Origin of the sequence: Vibrio pomeroyi, assembly GCA_041879425.1 — a bacterium.
Taxonomy (GTDB): domain Bacteria; phylum Pseudomonadota; class Gammaproteobacteria; order Enterobacterales; family Vibrionaceae; genus Vibrio; species Vibrio pomeroyi_A.
The window spans coordinates 1,875,953-1,892,517 of the sequence record CP090855.1 but is presented as its reverse complement, the minus strand read 5'-3'; the positions used below and the strand labels follow the sequence as shown (position 1 = coordinate 1,892,517).

Annotated in this window: 13 protein-coding genes and 2 pseudogenes; 10 read left to right on the top strand and 5 right to left on the bottom strand. The window is 44.4% G+C overall.

Annotated elements, in window-relative coordinates; genetic code table 11:
* Window positions 1-23 precede the first annotated feature (23 nt).
* The 5 genes and pseudogenes from L0992_24300 to L0992_24280 all read left to right on the top strand — a co-directional run bounded on the left by L0992_24300 (window position 24) and on the right by L0992_24280 (window position 3,371).
* Window positions 24-236: pseudogene (locus L0992_24300) on the top strand (hypothetical protein).
* An 11-nt stretch (window positions 237-247) separates the two neighbouring features.
* Window positions 248-1,159 (top strand): sterol desaturase family protein, encoded by a 912-nt coding sequence (locus L0992_24295; protein ID XGB69496.1) that lies wholly within the window; start codon window positions 248-250, stop codon window positions 1,157-1,159.
* 8 nt (window positions 1,160-1,167) lie between these two features.
* Window positions 1,168-1,842, top strand: coding sequence for a response regulator transcription factor (locus L0992_24290; protein XGB69495.1), 675 nt, complete (start codon window positions 1,168-1,170; stop codon window positions 1,840-1,842).
* Window positions 1,839-3,131: a HAMP domain-containing histidine kinase gene (locus tag L0992_24285; protein ID XGB69494.1), complete on the top strand. Its 1,293-nt coding sequence runs from the start codon at window positions 1,839-1,841 to the stop codon at window positions 3,129-3,131. Before L0992_24290 ends, L0992_24285 begins: the two co-directional genes overlap by 4 nt.
* A gap of 87 nt (window positions 3,132-3,218) precedes the next feature.
* Window positions 3,219-3,371, top strand: coding sequence for a hypothetical protein (locus L0992_24280; GenBank protein XGB69493.1), 153 nt, complete (start codon window positions 3,219-3,221; stop codon window positions 3,369-3,371).
* 108 nt (window positions 3,372-3,479) lie between these two features.
* On the opposite strand, the gene L0992_24275 is transcribed toward L0992_24280, so the two are convergent.
* Together L0992_24275 and yghU are read right to left on the bottom strand one after the other, a co-directional pair.
* Complete coding sequence (locus L0992_24275) at window positions 3,480-3,803, bottom strand: DOPA 4,5-dioxygenase family protein (GenBank protein ID XGB69492.1); 324 nt, start codon at window positions 3,801-3,803, stop codon at window positions 3,480-3,482.
* Between the two features lie 178 nt (window positions 3,804-3,981).
* A complete protein-coding gene (gene yghU / locus L0992_24270; protein XGB69491.1) occupies window positions 3,982-4,839 on the bottom strand; it encodes a glutathione-dependent disulfide-bond oxidoreductase in 858 nt (285 codons plus the stop codon).
* 286 nt (window positions 4,840-5,125) lie between these two features.
* On the opposite strand from yghU, the gene L0992_24265 reads away from it, so the two are divergent.
* The gene (locus tag L0992_24265) at window positions 5,126-5,470 is read left to right on the top strand and encodes a YajD family HNH nuclease (protein ID XGB69490.1); all 345 of its coding nucleotides are present in this window, start codon (window positions 5,126-5,128) and stop codon (window positions 5,468-5,470) included.
* 145 nt (window positions 5,471-5,615) lie between these two features.
* On the opposite strand, the gene L0992_24260 is transcribed toward L0992_24265, so the two are convergent.
* Entirely contained in the window at window positions 5,616-5,996 is a 381-nt protein-coding gene (locus L0992_24260; protein XGB69489.1) for an NADH:ubiquinone oxidoreductase, read from the bottom strand.
* Between the two features lie 594 nt (window positions 5,997-6,590).
* Here L0992_24260 and L0992_24255 point away from each other — a divergent pair.
* From L0992_24255 to L0992_24245, 3 genes are all read left to right on the top strand, one after another.
* Entirely contained in the window at window positions 6,591-7,829 is a 1,239-nt protein-coding gene (locus L0992_24255) for an OFA family MFS transporter (protein XGB69488.1), read from the top strand.
* 57 nt (window positions 7,830-7,886) lie between these two features.
* Window positions 7,887-9,551, top strand: coding sequence for a VRR-NUC domain-containing protein (locus L0992_24250; GenBank protein XGB69487.1), 1,665 nt, complete (start codon window positions 7,887-7,889; stop codon window positions 9,549-9,551).
* A gap of 155 nt (window positions 9,552-9,706) precedes the next feature.
* Window positions 9,707-12,061, top strand: coding sequence for a fatty acid cis/trans isomerase (locus tag L0992_24245; GenBank protein XGB69486.1), 2,355 nt, complete (start codon window positions 9,707-9,709; stop codon window positions 12,059-12,061).
* A 103-nt stretch (window positions 12,062-12,164) separates the two neighbouring features.
* Here the strand turns inward: L0992_24245 and L0992_24240 are convergent.
* Window positions 12,165-12,293, bottom strand: a pseudogene (locus tag L0992_24240) (LysR family transcriptional regulator).
* 27 nt (window positions 12,294-12,320) lie between these two features.
* Window positions 12,321-15,320, bottom strand: a complete 3,000-nt coding sequence (torS, locus tag L0992_24235) for a TMAO reductase system sensor histidine kinase/response regulator TorS (GenBank protein XGB69485.1) — start codon at window positions 15,318-15,320, stop codon at window positions 12,321-12,323.
* 92 nt (window positions 15,321-15,412) lie between these two features.
* On the opposite strand from torS, the gene torT reads away from it, so the two are divergent.
* Window positions 15,413-16,546, top strand: a complete 1,134-nt coding sequence (gene torT, locus L0992_24230; GenBank protein ID XGB69484.1) for a TMAO reductase system periplasmic protein TorT — start codon at window positions 15,413-15,415, stop codon at window positions 16,544-16,546.
* Window positions 16,547-16,565: the final 19 nt, after the last annotated feature.

The following is a 16,565-nucleotide window of genomic DNA, read 5'->3' as shown; positions in this document are numbered from 1 at the left end:
CTAGGCGGTGGTTTTGAGGAGCCAATAAAAACAACACCTTAATTAAGGTTCCAAGCAAGCCTGAAGGCACTTTGTTACTAAGCCAAGGTGAGCATACTGAACAGGAACTGGCGTTGGCTTGGGAAGGTATAGCTGTCTTAAAAGAGGTGGATATGGTCATCGAGCACCACCAATTGAATCAGCATGGGTTGCCAGATTCTAGCGAGTTATACGTCTATTATAAGAATGATCAGTAAAGGATTTAGTTATGGATTTCACTATGGGTAGCATTGGGAACTTTCTCTCTCAAACATTCACAGAAACAAGCGTCATCCTGACCGAGACTTGGGTTGATGATAACTTTCTATTGCTTGCTCTGGCTCTGTTTATCTTTGAGCTTATACGCTATGCCTTTAAGAAAAAGCTAAGTTGGAACATGTTGGGAGACAGCGCAACTAACTTAGTCACCTTGTTCTTCTTATTGGTTACCGTTTTCTTTGTCGGGTTAGCTTATGTTGGCGCGTTTGTTTACGCCTACGAGAACTTCAGCCTAACTCAACTGCCGATATCTGGTTGGACAATTCTTGTTTGCTTGATCTTGGCGGATCTCGCTTATTACTGGGAACACAGATTCTTGCACAGCAACGGTTTAGCTTGGGGAACGCATTCGGTTCACCATAGCTCGCCTTACTTTAATATCTCGGTGGCTTACAGGTTTGGGCCTTTGGATTGGTTCTTCCCATTCTTTTTCCATTTACCGTTGATTCTGCTCGGCTTTAATCCGTTTGTTGTGCTGATGTGTGAAACCTTTGTGCAGCTATACCAAACGTTATTGCACACAGAAACGGTTAAGCGGTTGCCACGCCCTATTGAAGCTGTGTTCAATACGCCCTCTCACCACAGAGTGCATCACGCAACCAACAAACAGTATCTTGATAAGAACTACGCTGGGATATTGATCATTTGGGATCGTATGTTCAGTACGTTTGCCAAAGAAGAGGAAGAAATCAAATACGGTGTGTTCCCTAGAATCAACTCTGTGAACCCATTTAAGGTATATTTCCACGGCTACGTTAAACTGTGCCAGCAGTTATGGCACGCGCCAAATTGGAACTACCGACTACAACTTCTTATTCAGCCTCCTATCTGGGCTTGGAAAAGAGAACGAGAAACAAAGTAAGGACACTTATGAGCATTAACGCCCTGTTGATTGAAGACGACAGTGACTTGGCTGAAGCCATTGCAGACTATATGGAACTCGACGGTTTCGAATTCGATTTTGCTTACAATGGCAGCGCTGGGCTCAATCTTGCGTTAGAGGGGCGTTATGACATCATCTTAACGGACATCAACATGCCCAAAATGGACGGACTTAATGTCTGCCAATCTCTTCGCCAGCAAGGCGTGACCACTCCGATTCTCATGCTGACGGCAAGAGACACATTACAAGACAAGATCGCAGGGTTCGAGGTCGGTTCGGATGACTACCTAGTGAAGCCTTTTGCGATGGAAGAACTCAAAGTACGACTAATGGCGCTGATACGTCGCTCTCAAGGTTCGGTGACGTCTCTGTCTGTCGCAGATCTCAAACTGGACTTAGACAAACACCAAGCTGTTAGAAGCGACAAGCTATTGAAGCTCTCTCCGGTCTGTTGGCGAATGCTCGTGATGTTAGTGCGAAACAGCCCTAACGTGGTGAGCAAAGCCAAGCTTGAAGAAGCATGGGAAGATGAAATGCCAAGTTCGGATAGCATGAAAGCGCATTTGTTTAAGCTTCGACAAGTGGTTGATGCGCCCTTTGACTCAAAGCTAATTCACACGGTTCATGGTATTGGTGTGGTCTTGCATGAGGAGCCATCATGAAACACGCGGACATAAATCGAGTCAGTATTAAGCGCGACATCTACCTCTATTTATTTGGCATCGTCGTGCTACTGACTGCCATCTACAGTTTGATGGTTTCACAGAGCTACCACATTGGCCTTAATGAATCGGCAAAATATGGATTCTTGTATGAATTGGAAGTCGCAGAGCAACGTTACATCGAAACCGGGCAATTGCCAGACTATCAAAAACCGACATTCCAAGCCTTTCTAACCTATTCGGAACTGCCCGCTAAATTTCAACAAGCCTTTGATTGGAATGCGTTTGATAACGACGCTATTTATGACCATTATCAGCCTTCGCCTGACAATGAATCAGGGCAATACCTCTACGCAGCCAAGCATCAAATTTCTGGTAAAGACGAAGCCTTGTACATCATTTCTGAGTACGATGAAGCAATCTACTTGAATCTATTCGAGCTCAACCCACCCGATTCCGTGAACCAAATTAACAATGCTTTCATTGCCATCGGCGCCCTTTTACTCTTGGTGTTTTTGATCATTCGCCTGCTGATACACCGAGTCACCAAACCGATTATTACGCTATCAAAATGGTCGGAATCTCTGGATGTAGACAACACTGAAGGGCTTGCTCAGTTTCGATACAAAGAAATCGATCAACTGGCTTCACAACTGGTTAAAAGCGTACAAGGCGAACGCCAAGCCAATGAGCGTGAGAGCTTCTTCTTAAAAACCGCAAGCCACGAACTAAGAACACCGATTGCCACCATTTCAGCCAGTGGCGATATGTTGGTTCGATTGTCTGATAGCATTCCTAATAGTGGTCAACGTGCCGTCGCACGAATCCAGCGCTCAGCCACCAGCATGAAAGCCTTAGTGACGACTCTGCTGTGGATGAGCCGCAATAACGAGATAGAGACCAACTATGAGCAAATCAAGATCGCTCCCCTACTCGACAGCATTATTGAAAGCCAACGTTACCTTTTGAAAAACAAAGAAGTCGATATTCAAATCAAGGTCACTCAAGAAGAACATAACCTTCCCCGAGAACTCACAGAAGTTGTACTCACCAATTTAGTCAGAAACGCATTTCAACACGGCGGTAGCGGAGATATCAGAATCATACTGACAGAACATCAGTTTGAGGTGACCAACCGCTTGGAAGATGAAAACATGGCAAACAACTCTGAACAACAAACCTCTTTTGGTATCGGCCTAGAGCTCATTGAACGCATTTGTCAGAACCAAGGTTGGCAGTTTACTCATGAAACCAACAACAATAAGTTCAACGTTAAAGTCATTCTGTAGCGGTTTTCTAGATGCTTAATTGATGGTGACCAAAAGTTTACCTTGGCTTGGTTATGCTAGTCGCACAATCTAGTTAGGAGTTATGTTATGGGCACTTGGATTTTAGAAACACTATTGTGGGTTGTGGTAACCGTGGCGGTTTGTGTCGCGATTTGGGGACTTTACCTACCCAATATCTTAATCGCATTAGGTGTGTCGGTAGCGGTATCTTTGTTGCTGGGAAACAGCTGGAGAAGCTAGGTATTTAAAAAGGAAATAGTTCGAAAATTAGTGAGCTTTGATACACCCGACAGCAACTATATTTATCAAGTACATTGATTAGATACAAACTGTCGGGCGCGAATTAAATTAGCTACTTAATGTCTCTTCAAAAACACCTAGCTCACGACCAAGCCAAATCGCACGTACTGTGTGATCCAGTGTCTCTTCACCACCCGTTATTGGGTGAATCAGCACCGACATATCACCGCGCTCTTGTTCAAGCCACTCAACAATGCCCGACTCTTTGTTCGCAAAGTGAATCTCAAACATCGGCATTTTATGCGGACCAACCAAACGCTGGATTAGCGGAAAAACCTCTAATACATCTTTACGTTCCGATAGAATTTTCTGACGCAGTGTTTCTGCCTGCTCTGCAAAGCGCAGAGGGAAATAGATATGACCGTGGTACATAGCACCATCCTTTAGAATTATGATGTCGCAAGTTTATACCTAAACCGCATTCAATAGCTAAGTCTTAATGGATGAACTTGATTGGTGAGGGTCGATAAGAAGAAAAAACTAGAGTCTGTTATTCGAGGTAATCAAAAACAAACTCTAGTTATGTACAGTGAGTTAGTGTTTGAAGCGACTAAGGCTTGAGCTTCAACACCGAATCGATATCTTCTGCAGAGTGGCGCTCAGGAAGTTGCTCCCACGCTTCGCCCCATGAGCGGTTGATAATGCGGCCACGTTGAACGCCTTCGCGTGCTTCTAATTGCTTCGCCCAGCGAACTACGTTGGTGTAAGACTCAACTTGTAAGAACTCTGCCGCATCATATAGGTTGCCCAGCACAAGGTTGCCATACCAAGGCCAGATTGCGATATCAGCAATGCTGAACTCTTCGCCCGCAACAAAAGTGCTGTTTGCAAGTTGCTTGTCTAACACGTCTAGCTGACGCTTAGCTTCCATCGCAAAGCGGTTAATTGGGTATTCTTGCTTTTCATCCGCATAAGCGTAGAAGTGACCGAAACCACCGCCTAGGAATGGGGCTGAACCTTGTGCCCAAAACAACCAGTTGATGGTTTGCGTTCGTGCTGCCCCTTCTTTCGGCAAGAAGTGACCAAATTTTTCAGCTAGATGCATCAAGATAGAAGCCGATTCGAATACATTCACATCTTCGTTGCCTGATTTATCAAGCAAAGCTGGGATCTTCGAGTTTGGGTTTACACCAACAAAACCAGAAGAGAATTGGTCTGACTCACCAATATTGATCAAGTACGCATCATATTCAGCTTCTTTAACACCCGCCGCTAACAGCTCTTCTAGCATGATAGTGACTTTCTGACCGTTAGGCGTACCAAGAGAATACAGTTGCAAGGCGTGGTCACCAACAGGAAGCTCTTTATCAAATCGAGCGCCAGATTCAGGACTATTAATGTTTGCCCACTTGTTACCACCAGCAGCATCGTTAACCCAAACTTTTGGCGGTGTGTATTGTTGTGACATGATATTTCCTTATTAATATAGGGTCTCACAAACTGATATTAGGTCACATGTCCTTGGTTAAAACCCCCGAATACGATTTATTTTCAAACTGTTAAGCATGGCTTATTCCAGAAAGACATAACCCGTTTGACGAGATGGTTCATATAAAAGGTAGGCATCTATTCGTGTTCTATTTCGAACCTCATTCAATGTTGGTTAATCTACTGCACCATTTAGCAACGACAGCCCTACCCGTTCCAGAAAGCTGTGATAAAATCGGGGGATTATAATTGATAAGGATTTGGCAATGTCTTCTGATTACACAGGCTCGAGTGCAGCGTACGCTCGCCAAGAGAAAGGCTACCGCGAAAAAGCACTAAAACTGTACCCATGGGTTTGTGGTAAGTGTGCACGTGAATTCGTTTACTCGAACTTAAGAGAGCTGACCGTTCACCACGTGGATCACGACCATACAAATAACCCTGAAGACGGCAGTAACTGGGAACTATTGTGCCTATACTGTCACGATCATGAGCACTCAAAATACACAGACCATGAGCGTTATGGTGTGGATGCGAAAGCACGTTTAGACGATCACCAAACGGCTACGCATAACCCGTTTGCTGATCTCGCGAAGATGATGAAAAAATAGAACGCTTTTCATAGAGACTCAAAAACAAGAAACCCCAGTATGTCGCCATACTGGGGTTTCTTTTATCTACCGTCATAACTAAATAATAGAGTTCAGGTAGACAGGATCAAAAAAGCCTTCCGAAGAAGGCTTTTTAAGAATCAAATTATGCTGCCGCTTGTTTGCGAGATTCTTCTACCTGTTTAGCACGCTTTTTTAGCGTCAATTTATCGCGGTATGCAAACCAAACGTAAGACACAACCACTAAGAAGAACAGGTATGACAATGAGAAAATGAACGGCGATTGAATAATATCGTTCGAGATACCCCAAGAAACACCGATAACAGTCACTGCAATTTTCGCAAAAAAGCCACACATCAATAGCACTAATGCCAATTGTGGGAAACGCGTACTGCGGAATGCAAGCCAGTAGCAACTACCAACAGCTAGAGCCGCAACATAGAAGCCGAATAGGAAAGAGTGAATATGGTCAGCTGCCGCTACACCACCAGAAATTGACATCAATAGAATTAAAAACAGTTTCATAATACTCGCCTCGCAATAGACTGGAAACGCATCCTTTCAAATTTGGAATCTCATTTTGCATACTATTTTCCTTGTTTTTGAGGAGAACACAAGCCCAAAACATGACCAGTTTGTGTGCAAATATTAACCACAAAACCATATTTAACACTGCGTTAACAAGTTGATTTTTGAGAAAGTCCGTTATCACTTGTCCTACATAGAAAAAGTCCCATTTCAATTTATTTTGTTACACAAAATTAACCTTAGAAATTATTTAAAATAATTTGTAACTCTGTGATATCCGCACGGAATACGTGGCTATTAAAAAACCAATACCCAAAAACCCCTGAAATAATAAGGCGACACGTCTAAAAAGAACAAAATAGAAAGGTGTTGAGAACAATTTAAAAACTTACAAAAAACAACTTGTTAACAAAGTGAATTTAATTTACCAAAAATGGAAAAAGAGATTCCAATCACATTTTTATTGGTTATAATCCGCGCTCTTTTGCGGTATCTGTTGATAAACGCAAACTAATTTTGAAGAAACAATGACAATAACCCGTCTTTCGTTGAGTGACTGTTACTAAACAAAAGACAGAACCGAGAATAAAAATGAGCAAGATTGATAAAGCAACACGTATCCTGCTAGCAGGCTTCTGTATCAACCTTTGTCTTGGCATCCTGTATGCTTGGAGTGTATTTAACAAAGCGCTAGTAACTGAAGCTGGTTGGAGTGCTGCTGAAGCATCTTCTCCTTACGCTATTGCAACTATCACATTCTCTGTTTGTCTTCTTGTTGCAGGCATCCTACAAGACCGTATGGGTCCACGTAAGATCCTAATCCTAGGTACAGCTCTAACAGGCCTAGGCATGATTGCTTCTGGTTTCGCTACAACGCCTATGATGCTGAACATCACGTTCGGTATTATGACAGGTGCTGGTATCGGCTTCGGTTACGCATGTCTTTCTCCATCAGCAATGAAGTGGTTCCACTCTTCTAAGAAAGGTATGGTTAACGGTCTAATCGCAGCAGGCTTCGGTCTTGCAGCTATCTACCTAGCACCAGTAACTTCTGCGCTAATCGACAGCATGGGTATCCAAACTAGCTTTATGATTCTTGGTGTTGGTGTACTTGCAATCGCAGTACCTCTAGCAGCAACAATCAACAACCCACCAACGGATTACACGCCAGCTGAGCCTAAAGTAAAAGCAGGCCAAGCACCTAAAGCGGTTAAGAAAACTGAAGACCTAACTTGGAAAGTAATGCTGAAGACTCCTCAGTTCTACTCTCTATGGATCATGTACGCGTTCGCTGCATCTGTTGGTCTAATGATCATTGGTAACATCACTACGATTGCTAGCGTTCAAGCTAACCTGCCAAACGCAGTTTACCTAGCGTCTATCCTTGCAGTATTCAACTCAGGCGGCCGTGTTGCTGCGGGTATGCTTGCAGATAAAATCGGTGGTGTACGTACTCTACTTCTAGCGTTCATCCTTCAAGGCGCGAACATGGCTCTATTTGCTACGTTCAACTCTGAATTCACGCTAATCATTGGTACGGCAATCGCAGCTGTTGGTTACGGTACGCTTCTAGCAGTATTCCCAACACTAACTGCTGAATTCTACGGCCTGAAAAACTACGGTACTAACTACGGCGTGCTTTACACGGCATGGGGTATCGGCGGCGCTATCGGTGCAGCAGTTGTTGGTTTCTCAATGGCAAACGGCGAAGGGTACGGCCTAGCTTACACAATCTCTGCAGTTATGATGGCTGTGTGTATTGTTCTAGCAATCATCACTAAGCCAATCTCTGAAGCGAAAGTTGCTGAACTAAAAGCATCACAAGCTTAATCATCAGAAAAGATTGAATTTGTTACTGAAGAGCTTAACCTTAGGGTTAGGCTCTTTTTGTATCAAGCGACTTCTCCATTGACGATAGAAACCACTCCTCAGCTCTCCCCTACTTATTATCTCGACAACTTCAATCGACTGATTGAACACGCTCAAACGTACTACCCTGACTTGCTGAGCGCCGATGAAACTCGTTGGCTGCAAAATTACAAACTCCTCTCTAAACCTAGCCAGTGTTTAATGGTTCGTTTGCTGTCTCGTAAGGGGTGCTGGTTTCGTAGTGACAAGCTCGCTTATGTTGAGATCGCAGATATCGACACTGCATTACAAGAGCTAAACTCATCACGCTTCATTACGTTAAGTCACCCAACTGACAAGCATGACTTGGAAATCACTCGGTTCGAACTTGGATTGCATCTGCTTACCAAGCCTGAACTGCTGAAAGTATTTCCATCTCTTAAGAGCGACAAAGCTGCTAAAAAAGACCAACTGTTAGCGTTGCTTGAACCACAAGCTTTTGATCAATTCCAAAGCCTATCGTTCGATTGCATTTACGTGGTCGAATCCGAAGTAATTGATGTATTGCTGTTGCTGTTTTTTGCCAATACTTACCAAGACCTAAGCCAGTTCGTATTGAGTGACCTTGGACTCCACACCTTCGAAAACTACCCGTTAAGTAAACAGCGTCGGTTCTTCACCTCTAGAGAGCAGATCAATCAATTGCTTCAGATCCGTGAAATTCAACACCAATATTACGAAGGTGATCGTAAAGACCCTGAGTTTATTGAACACCTTTTACAAGCTATACCCGAAGAATCAGAACACCGAAGCATTGCTAGAAAACGATCGCGATTGATCAACGACCTCGCACGCGATCTAGAAAGGCTTAACCAAAACGACCAAGCTGTCTTTTGGTTCAAGCAATCAGTACTTCCTCCCAGCAGAGAACGACTTGCGCGCATCTATGACAAGCAAGACGAGTTAGACTTGATGTGTGACATTGTCACGAAAATGAAGGCAACACCATCGGATATATCTGAGTTAGAGGTTGCAGCTAAGCTTGAACAGAAGCTACTAAGAAAAGAGGGCAACAAGGTTCTCCGCCCTTCAAAGCCAAATTGTACGCAGATAAAGCTGGAGTTAGACCTTAGCCAAACCAGAGTTGAGCTTGCAGTCAAACAGCACTTTGAAAGCCAAGATTGGGATGTCTATTTCTCTGAGAACAGCTTTCTGTGTGGTTTATTCGGTTTGGCCTTCTGGGATGTCATTTTCTCTGATGTTGAAGGCGCTTTTATCAATCGTTACCAACATCGACCACTGGATTTGTATCACTCAGACTTCGTAGACAAACGAGCCGAGCAAATTGAAGCTGTGTTCCAAACCCTATCCGAGCACGGGCTCAGCCACTTGCTTGATACTTACGATAACAAGCAAGGCATCGCTAATCCTTTTGTTCATTGGAATCATTTCCCTAAGGCACTTATTGAGCACAGTATGGCTTCGATTCCAAACACTTTACTTGTTGATCTCTTCAAGGTGATATTGAGTGACCTAAAGCTATTCCGAACTGGGATGCCAGATTTGATTGCTTTCAAGGGAGATGAGTTTCACTGGATAGAAGTGAAAGGACCGGGAGACAAATTGCAAGACAACCAGTGGCGTTGGATCAAAGAGTTTGAACGCTTGTCTGTTCCTTTTTCGGTGTGTTACGTCAATCAATAAGCCTTAGTTAAGCTTTCCAAACCTTTGTTTAATTATGGATCTGACGCGATAAGTGACTCAGTTCCATCAATATCTTGTCTACAAAATTGTTAGAACATGAGCATTTTCAATCATTTTCGATATAATTAGAAAAAATGCCTAATATCTAAATACGTATGAATTTGAAAAAACTCTTCATCTTAGCTTTTGTTAGCGTCTTCTCAGGTTGTGCCGTCTACGCGGGTTTAAACTTTGACGAACTGTTTGGTGAACAGCAAGTACGCGATCGCCAAGCCCCTATTCTTTCGGCTCAATCACAACACTTCATCAACGAAGTGAAGCCGATCATTGATAACCGATGTGTGGTTTGTCACGCTTGTTATGATGCGCCTTGCCAACTCAAAATGTCTTCCGTTGAAGGCATCGATCGTGGCGCAAGTAAGGCTCTCGTTTATCAAGGTACGCGTTTAACGGCATCCGCCCCTACTCGCCTATTTGAAGATGCATTGACCACTCAAGAGTGGCGTGAAGCCGACTTCCACCCCGTGCTCAACGAGCGTATGCAAAACTCAACCGCTAACCTCGATGCGGGTCTTGTCTCTCGAATGCTGATTCAAAAAGAGAACCATCCGCTTCCAGACCAAAAGCAATTGGAAGGTTTCGACTTTTCGATTGATCGCGACCAACAGTGTCCGACCATCGAAGAGTACGCTCAATACGAAAGAGATTACCCTACTTGGGGCATGCCTTATGGGATGCCTAACCTAGACAAGACCGAGTATGCGACGTTAATGAGCTGGTTGGAAAATGGCGCGTTAATGAATGAACATATTCCGTTGAGCGAAGCCGAGCAAGAGCTGGTTAATGTCTATGAAAGATTCCTGAATAAGAGTTCGAGAAAGAGCCAACTTTCAGCACGTTACATCTACGAACACCTATTTCTATCTCACGTTTATTTTTCTGATTTAGGGCAGCCAACACGCTTCTTCTCGATCGTTCGTTCTGCTACACCTCCTGGCGAAGCAGTACAGCGCATTACGACTCGTCGCCCTTACGACGATCCAAAAGTCTCTCGTGTTTACTACCGATTAATTCCAGAGCAAGGCACTATTGTCGACAAAACACACATGCCTTTCGCGCTCAATGAAGAGCGTCTACAAAAATGGAATACGTGGTTTGTTGATACTGATTACGTGGTAAATAAGCTGCCTAGCTACGACGTTGATGTTGCCGCTAACCCAATGACTTCGTTTGAAGCTCTGCCTGTTAACTCTCGTTTTAACTTCATGTTGGATAACGCGCAGAACACCATCATGGCGTACATTAAAGGGCCAGTGTGTCGTGGGCAACTTGCACTCAATGTAATTAATGACCGCTTCTGGGTGTTCTTTATTGACCCTGAGAAAGCTGATGTGCCTGAGATTAACGACTTCTATGCAAGCCAAAAGAAAAACTTAAAACTGCCAAGCGAATTGGAAAGTAACACTGTCCCTGCAACTAATTGGGTGCGTTACTCTAAGCAACAAGCACGATACCTAAACGCTAAATCAGACTTCACTAACAAATGGTTTGAAAGTGGCGTAAACCTGGATACAGGCATCATTTGGGACGGAAATGGCACCAATCCGAATGCCGCTTTAACGATATTCAGACATTTTGACAGCGCTTCCGTTGTTCAAGGCTTAGTGGGGCCACAACCTAAAACAGCGTGGATCCTAGATTACGCCCTACTCGAGCGTATTCACTACCTACTTGTTGCGGGTTTCGATGTATACGGAAACTTCGGCCACCAGCTGATTACCCGTATGTTCATGGACTTTTTACGACTTGAAGGCGAAAGTAACTTCTTAACCCTTCTGCCTAAAGACGTTCGCCACCTTGAACACTCAAGCTGGTATCAAAACCAGAGTGTACAATTGAGCGATTTCTTGCAGCGCAATATCGCCCCTTTCGATCAACCGACCAGTGTGGTGTACAAAACAGCCGATCCTAAGCGTGAATTGCTGGATATGATCAAACAGAAACTCGAACCAGTTCTGAATAACCGTTTTGATATTGTCGAAACAGGTTTTAGTAAGAAAAATGAAGCGCTACTTAGTCAAGTGAGTTTGATTAAAGGAGAAGGCCTGCGCCACGTTCCTCAGTTAGTAATGATCATGATTGAAGGCGAGAATGGCGAAGAGCAACTGTTTACCATGATTCACAACAACGCTCACAGCAACATTTCGAGCCTGTTTAATGAAGAAGGTAACCGAGATTACGCCAACGATGACTTAACACTCGTCCGTGGCGTTGTAGGCAGCTACCCAGCGGCTTACCTATCACTAACCGAAAGCGACATTCCGGCTCTGGTCAAAACGCTACAGAACTTGAACACGGAAGAAGACTACGTGGCGTTGCTTGATAAGTTTGCTGTACGACGCAGCTCTCCGGAATTCTGGCCGTTCAGTGACCGTGTCCATCGCTGGTATCAAGAAGCGCAACCTATCGAGTTCGGCCTGTTGGATTACAACCGCTTTGAGAACCGCTAGTTTTCACACATAGCGATTAAAAACAAAAATCCTCTGTCTTGGCAGAGGATTTTTAGTATATGGGGGAAAGTATCTTAAGTACTATTGAGAAGCGAGAAGTTCGCTAGATTGAATCCTGACTTTCCTGTGAGTTTAACTCATCAAAAAACGCACGAGCGGCGGGAGAAAGAGAATCCAAAGGCTGCTTCAACACCAGATAAAACTGACTTTTCAGGCTCCACTTGTCCGGCTGTTAGTTTGCTAAATACGAGCGTCTTATCTACAGTTGTTCGCGCAGTGCCGCTAGCGAGTCTCTCACCAATTCAGAGAGTGAATCGGCATTGTCACGATATTGGATCAACGGCTCTTCACTCGCTTCAATGCTCTGGCACAAAGCAAACAAGGCAGATAAACCCAAGCTTCCCGCCGAGCCTTTCAATTTATGAGCCAGCGACTTAATTTCACGAGCGTTCTCAGCTTCGTCCGCTACAGCAAGTTCATCGAGAGTGGCTTGGCTGCTTTGGTCAAACAAACCAACAATCTGCACTATTTTGTCGTGGCCTAAAATGGCTAAGTCATCTTTAATGATTTTCGGATCAATAATCTGCACGATCTGATCTCCTTGGTTAATTTCTGTGTCTTGATTTGCCAGTTGTGCTGAACCTCCAAGTGCCAATGCAGATAAATCTAACTCGGCATCTTGAGGTTTCGAACTGACCTTACAACAAATAGCATCCGATGGATCGGGCTGAGGCAACAATAGAGTGTGACCGTCTAATTGCTCTACAATCAATTCTGACAAGGCTTCTTTCTCTAAAGGTTTAGGCAAGAAACCATCGAAACCCGACGACAAATAGCTTTCGACTTCTTCGTTGAACACGTGAGCCGATACAGCAATCATAGGTGGTAATTTACGTGTTGCAGCTTGTTCATGTTGGCTTGCATCGTCTTTCAGCTGTTGGATCAATTCAACGCCATCGCAATCCGGTAAGTTGATGTCCACCAGCGCAATATCGAACTCTTGTTCACTGAATATAGCTCGTGCTTCTTGCCCTGTTGTTGCGATGACCACATCGTGGCCTAAGTTATTCAAGAAGCCTTCCGCAACTATGCAGTTCACTGGGTTGTCTTCAATCAGAAGCACCTTAGCGCGAATGCAGGCTTCAACAATCGCAACTTTGTTTTCAATCTTCTCGCCCACTTCAAGAGGTAGTGAGAACCAAAACTGGCTACCCTCACCTTCTTCGGAATGAACACCAATATCACCGTTCATGGCATGCATCACGCTCTTACTGATCGCTAATCCAAGCCCCGTACCACCAGTTTTGTTACGACCACTTTCAGTTTGGCTAAACGCATCAAACAGACACTTCTGTTCACTGATATCGATACCGACACCGGTATCTGAAACCTCAAACATCACACGATTTTCATTTTCCAGATCAAGACTAACAAAAATATCTACTGAGCCGCTGTCTGTGAATTTTATGGCGTTACCGACCAAATTATTGAGGATCTGACTGATGCGAGTGACATCTCCGCGCCAGTAACGCTGAACGTCACTCTCAATGAAGTAATGAAAGTCGAGTTTCTTCTCGGATGCTCGCCCTTCCATCAATTGATAGGTGTCTTGAACCATTTGATGCAGATCGAACGACGCGACACGCACTTCTAAATGCCCCGCTTCAATTTTGGAATAATCCAACACATCGTTAAGGATAGCTAATAGGTTCTTACCACTGCGGTTAATGATATCGGCATAACCCGATTGCAGTTGATTCAAGCCGGTGTCTTTCAGTAGTCGAGCCGTACCCAGCACGCCGTTCATCGGCGTTCGGATTTCGTGGCTCATGGTTGCCAAGAAAGCGGATTTCGCTCGGCTTGCTTGTTCCGCAGCACTGCGCGCTTTGGCGTGGTTAGTTACTTCGACATTAAGCTTTTCATTGGTTTGTTGAAGCTGGTAGGTACGCTCGGTAATCAACTCTTCCAGTTGCTCTTTATGTTCTTCAAGCTCACGCTTGGCTTTTGCTTCACCTACCGCCACCACTTGCAGCGCTTGTGCAGTGTTTCTCGCGGTAATGATCGCCTCGCCCATATGAGCAATTTCATCATTACCTCTTACCGAAATATCGATATTCAAACGCCCTTGAGCGATAGACATCAATGCGGTCGAATATTCCGCAAGGCGTTTCACCACCGAGATATACACCACGCGCCACACGATAAACGCTACGATAATAAGACCAATAATCGAAATCACCGACAGTGACCACTGTGCAACACTTAGCGTTGACGTCAGCTCGTCCACCGCCTTCTTAGTGCTCAGGTTTGAATCATCGACCAATTGGTTAACAGTGGTGTTCAATTTGGAGAAAAGCTGCAGCGTATTCTGCATCAAGAATTCAGATTTCTTGGTGTTCTCATACTGCTCAAGCGAGATATCAAACACCACTTGGCGCTTGCGAAGCTCATCGAGCAACAATGACATTTGCTCTGAACGAGTCGGGTCTTCTACCGCTTTAACACGGCGATCCATGATTTTAAGGTTGGCTTCAAACTCTGATTGAATTTGATGAATGCGTTCTACGTTGGTAACGGTTTGCGTTTCTTCAATCTGGTTGAGGATTTTGAATGCAAGAAGATGAAGTTCGTGTAAGCGCTCAGAAAGGTCTAAATCGACTTCAACTAATGCATCAAGAGCTTGATAGGCTTTGTCGGTTTGTTTGGTTTCTAGCAGGTCGTAGATATGGGTTACGTTCGCAATCGCGATGGTTGCGGTGTTCAACACTTGCGTACGCGTGAGTTGTTCTAGCTCTTCAGCCAAGAACTTCATCTCTTCGACGCGTGCCGTCAGCTCTTTGTTGAGCCAAAGCTTACGTTCAACCGATACACCCAGCTCTGCCAGTGTATTGATGACACTTTCAACGTGGGTCTCAAGCTCGTGCAGCAGTTGGGAGTCAAAGCTATCAACACCCAGCTCTTTAATATGAGTAAGAAGAGCCTCAAGTTGGCCGAATAGCACAGTGCCCGCTTCTTTTCTCTCTTGCTCGTTCTTAGCATTGGAGAGAGTTTGAACGGAGGAAATAATGCGGTTACTGAGCTCAGAAACTTGTCGCGCTTCAATCATCGCAGGGAGCGCAGAATCTACGACGTTTCTTTCTGTTTTCGCCACAAAGCTAAATCCAGAGACACCGATCAATGCCGATACAAGAACCAAAAGCGCCATGACCAAAAACGAAGCAAGTAGCTTGCGTCCAATACTTGCTGTGGCTAACAACATATAACTTAAACCTTAAAACGATCTTCTTTACCCACCCAGAATACGCTATATTTTGTAGTGTTTCTTATCTAAAGCCAATAAAACACCAATTCATGCTATCTAAAACGCTCGCGACAACAATCATTTCCTCTTTACTTGGCTTATTTGCGAATTCAGCCTTTGCTGCGACTTCATCAGAAGAACAAATCGCGCCATTGAACTCACTGATGACGGAAAGCTCTGATGTCGTGCTAAGTTCAAAGAAAATATCCAAGCCAACTGATGAAAGCCATGTTGAGCTGCTCCCTGTACCTAAGGCAGAAACATCTGCGGGTGTAGAAAAGATCTGTGCGATCTACCCTCACCTGAAGGACTCTTACTGGCTGTCGGTAAACTACGGCATGATCTCCGAAGCGAAAAAGCAAAATGTAGAGCTTCGCGTACTAGAAGCTGGCGGTTACCCAAACATTTCAAAGCAAGCCTCTCAAATGCAGCTTTGTGTTAAATGGGGCGCAGATGCCATTATCCTAGGCACGGTATCACCGGATGCTTACTACGACACACTAACCAACTGGGTAGGCTCTACCCCGGTTTTTGCAACGGTTAACGAACTGACCTTAAGTGAAAAACAACAAAAAGTATTAAAAGGCGTGGTGGGCGTCGATTGGTATCAAATGGGCTATGACTCAGGAAAATTCCTAAGCGAGCTGCACCCGAAAGGAACCGGTAAAACAGACGTTGCTTTGCTATTAGGCCCTCAAGCAAGTGGCGGCACCAAACCTGTCGCACTTGGCTTCTACGACGCAATAAAATCGAGCGATATTAATATTGCTGTAAGTTACTGGGCAGATAATGACAAAGAGCTACAAAGAAACTTAGTCCAACAGGTCATTGAACAGCCTGAAATCAAATACATCGTTGGCAGTGCGGTCGCGATTGAAGCGGCGATCAGTGAGCTTAGAGCTGCTGATAAATCAGACGAGATTGGATTGGTTTCAGCTTATCTCAGCCATGGTGTGTACCGCGGGTTGCTTCGCCACAAGGTACTGTTTTCACCAACAGACAAAATGGTTGAACAAGGACGCTTGTCCGTAGAGCAAGCCACGAACTACTTGCGTTCAAAGCCTTACGATAAACATGCGGCGCCAGAAATTGAAATTCTGACGCCATCAACACTAAAAGATCAGGTTATTGCCGACTCGCTCTCACCTTCTGAGTTTCGACCTGTATTCAGTGTTCAACCTTAGTGATATATTCGAGAAAGAA

Coding starts and splice junctions, on each gene's coding strand:
- L0992_24275 (XGB69492.1), bottom strand. CDS start 3,803: ATGTACCACGGTCATATCTATTTCCCTCTGCGCTTTGCAGAGCAGGCA.
- L0992_24265 (XGB69490.1), top strand. CDS start 5,126: ATGTCTTCTGATTACACAGGCTCGAGTGCAGCGTACGCTCGCCAAGAG.
- torS (XGB69485.1), bottom strand. CDS start 15,320: ATGTTGTTAGCCACAGCAAGTATTGGACGCAAGCTACTTGCTTCGTTT.
- L0992_24285 (XGB69494.1), top strand. CDS start 1,839: ATGAAACACGCGGACATAAATCGAGTCAGTATTAAGCGCGACATCTAC.
- L0992_24245 (XGB69486.1), top strand. CDS start 9,707: ATGAATTTGAAAAAACTCTTCATCTTAGCTTTTGTTAGCGTCTTCTCA.
- L0992_24255 (XGB69488.1), top strand. CDS start 6,591: ATGAGCAAGATTGATAAAGCAACACGTATCCTGCTAGCAGGCTTCTGT.
- L0992_24295 (XGB69496.1), top strand. CDS start 248: ATGGATTTCACTATGGGTAGCATTGGGAACTTTCTCTCTCAAACATTC.
- L0992_24280 (XGB69493.1), top strand. CDS start 3,219: ATGGGCACTTGGATTTTAGAAACACTATTGTGGGTTGTGGTAACCGTG.
- torT (XGB69484.1), top strand. CDS start 15,413: ATGCTATCTAAAACGCTCGCGACAACAATCATTTCCTCTTTACTTGGC.
- yghU (XGB69491.1), bottom strand. CDS start 4,839: ATGTCACAACAATACACACCGCCAAAAGTTTGGGTTAACGATGCTGCT.
- L0992_24260 (XGB69489.1), bottom strand. CDS start 5,996: ATGAAACTGTTTTTAATTCTATTGATGTCAATTTCTGGTGGTGTAGCG.
- L0992_24290 (XGB69495.1), top strand. CDS start 1,168: ATGAGCATTAACGCCCTGTTGATTGAAGACGACAGTGACTTGGCTGAA.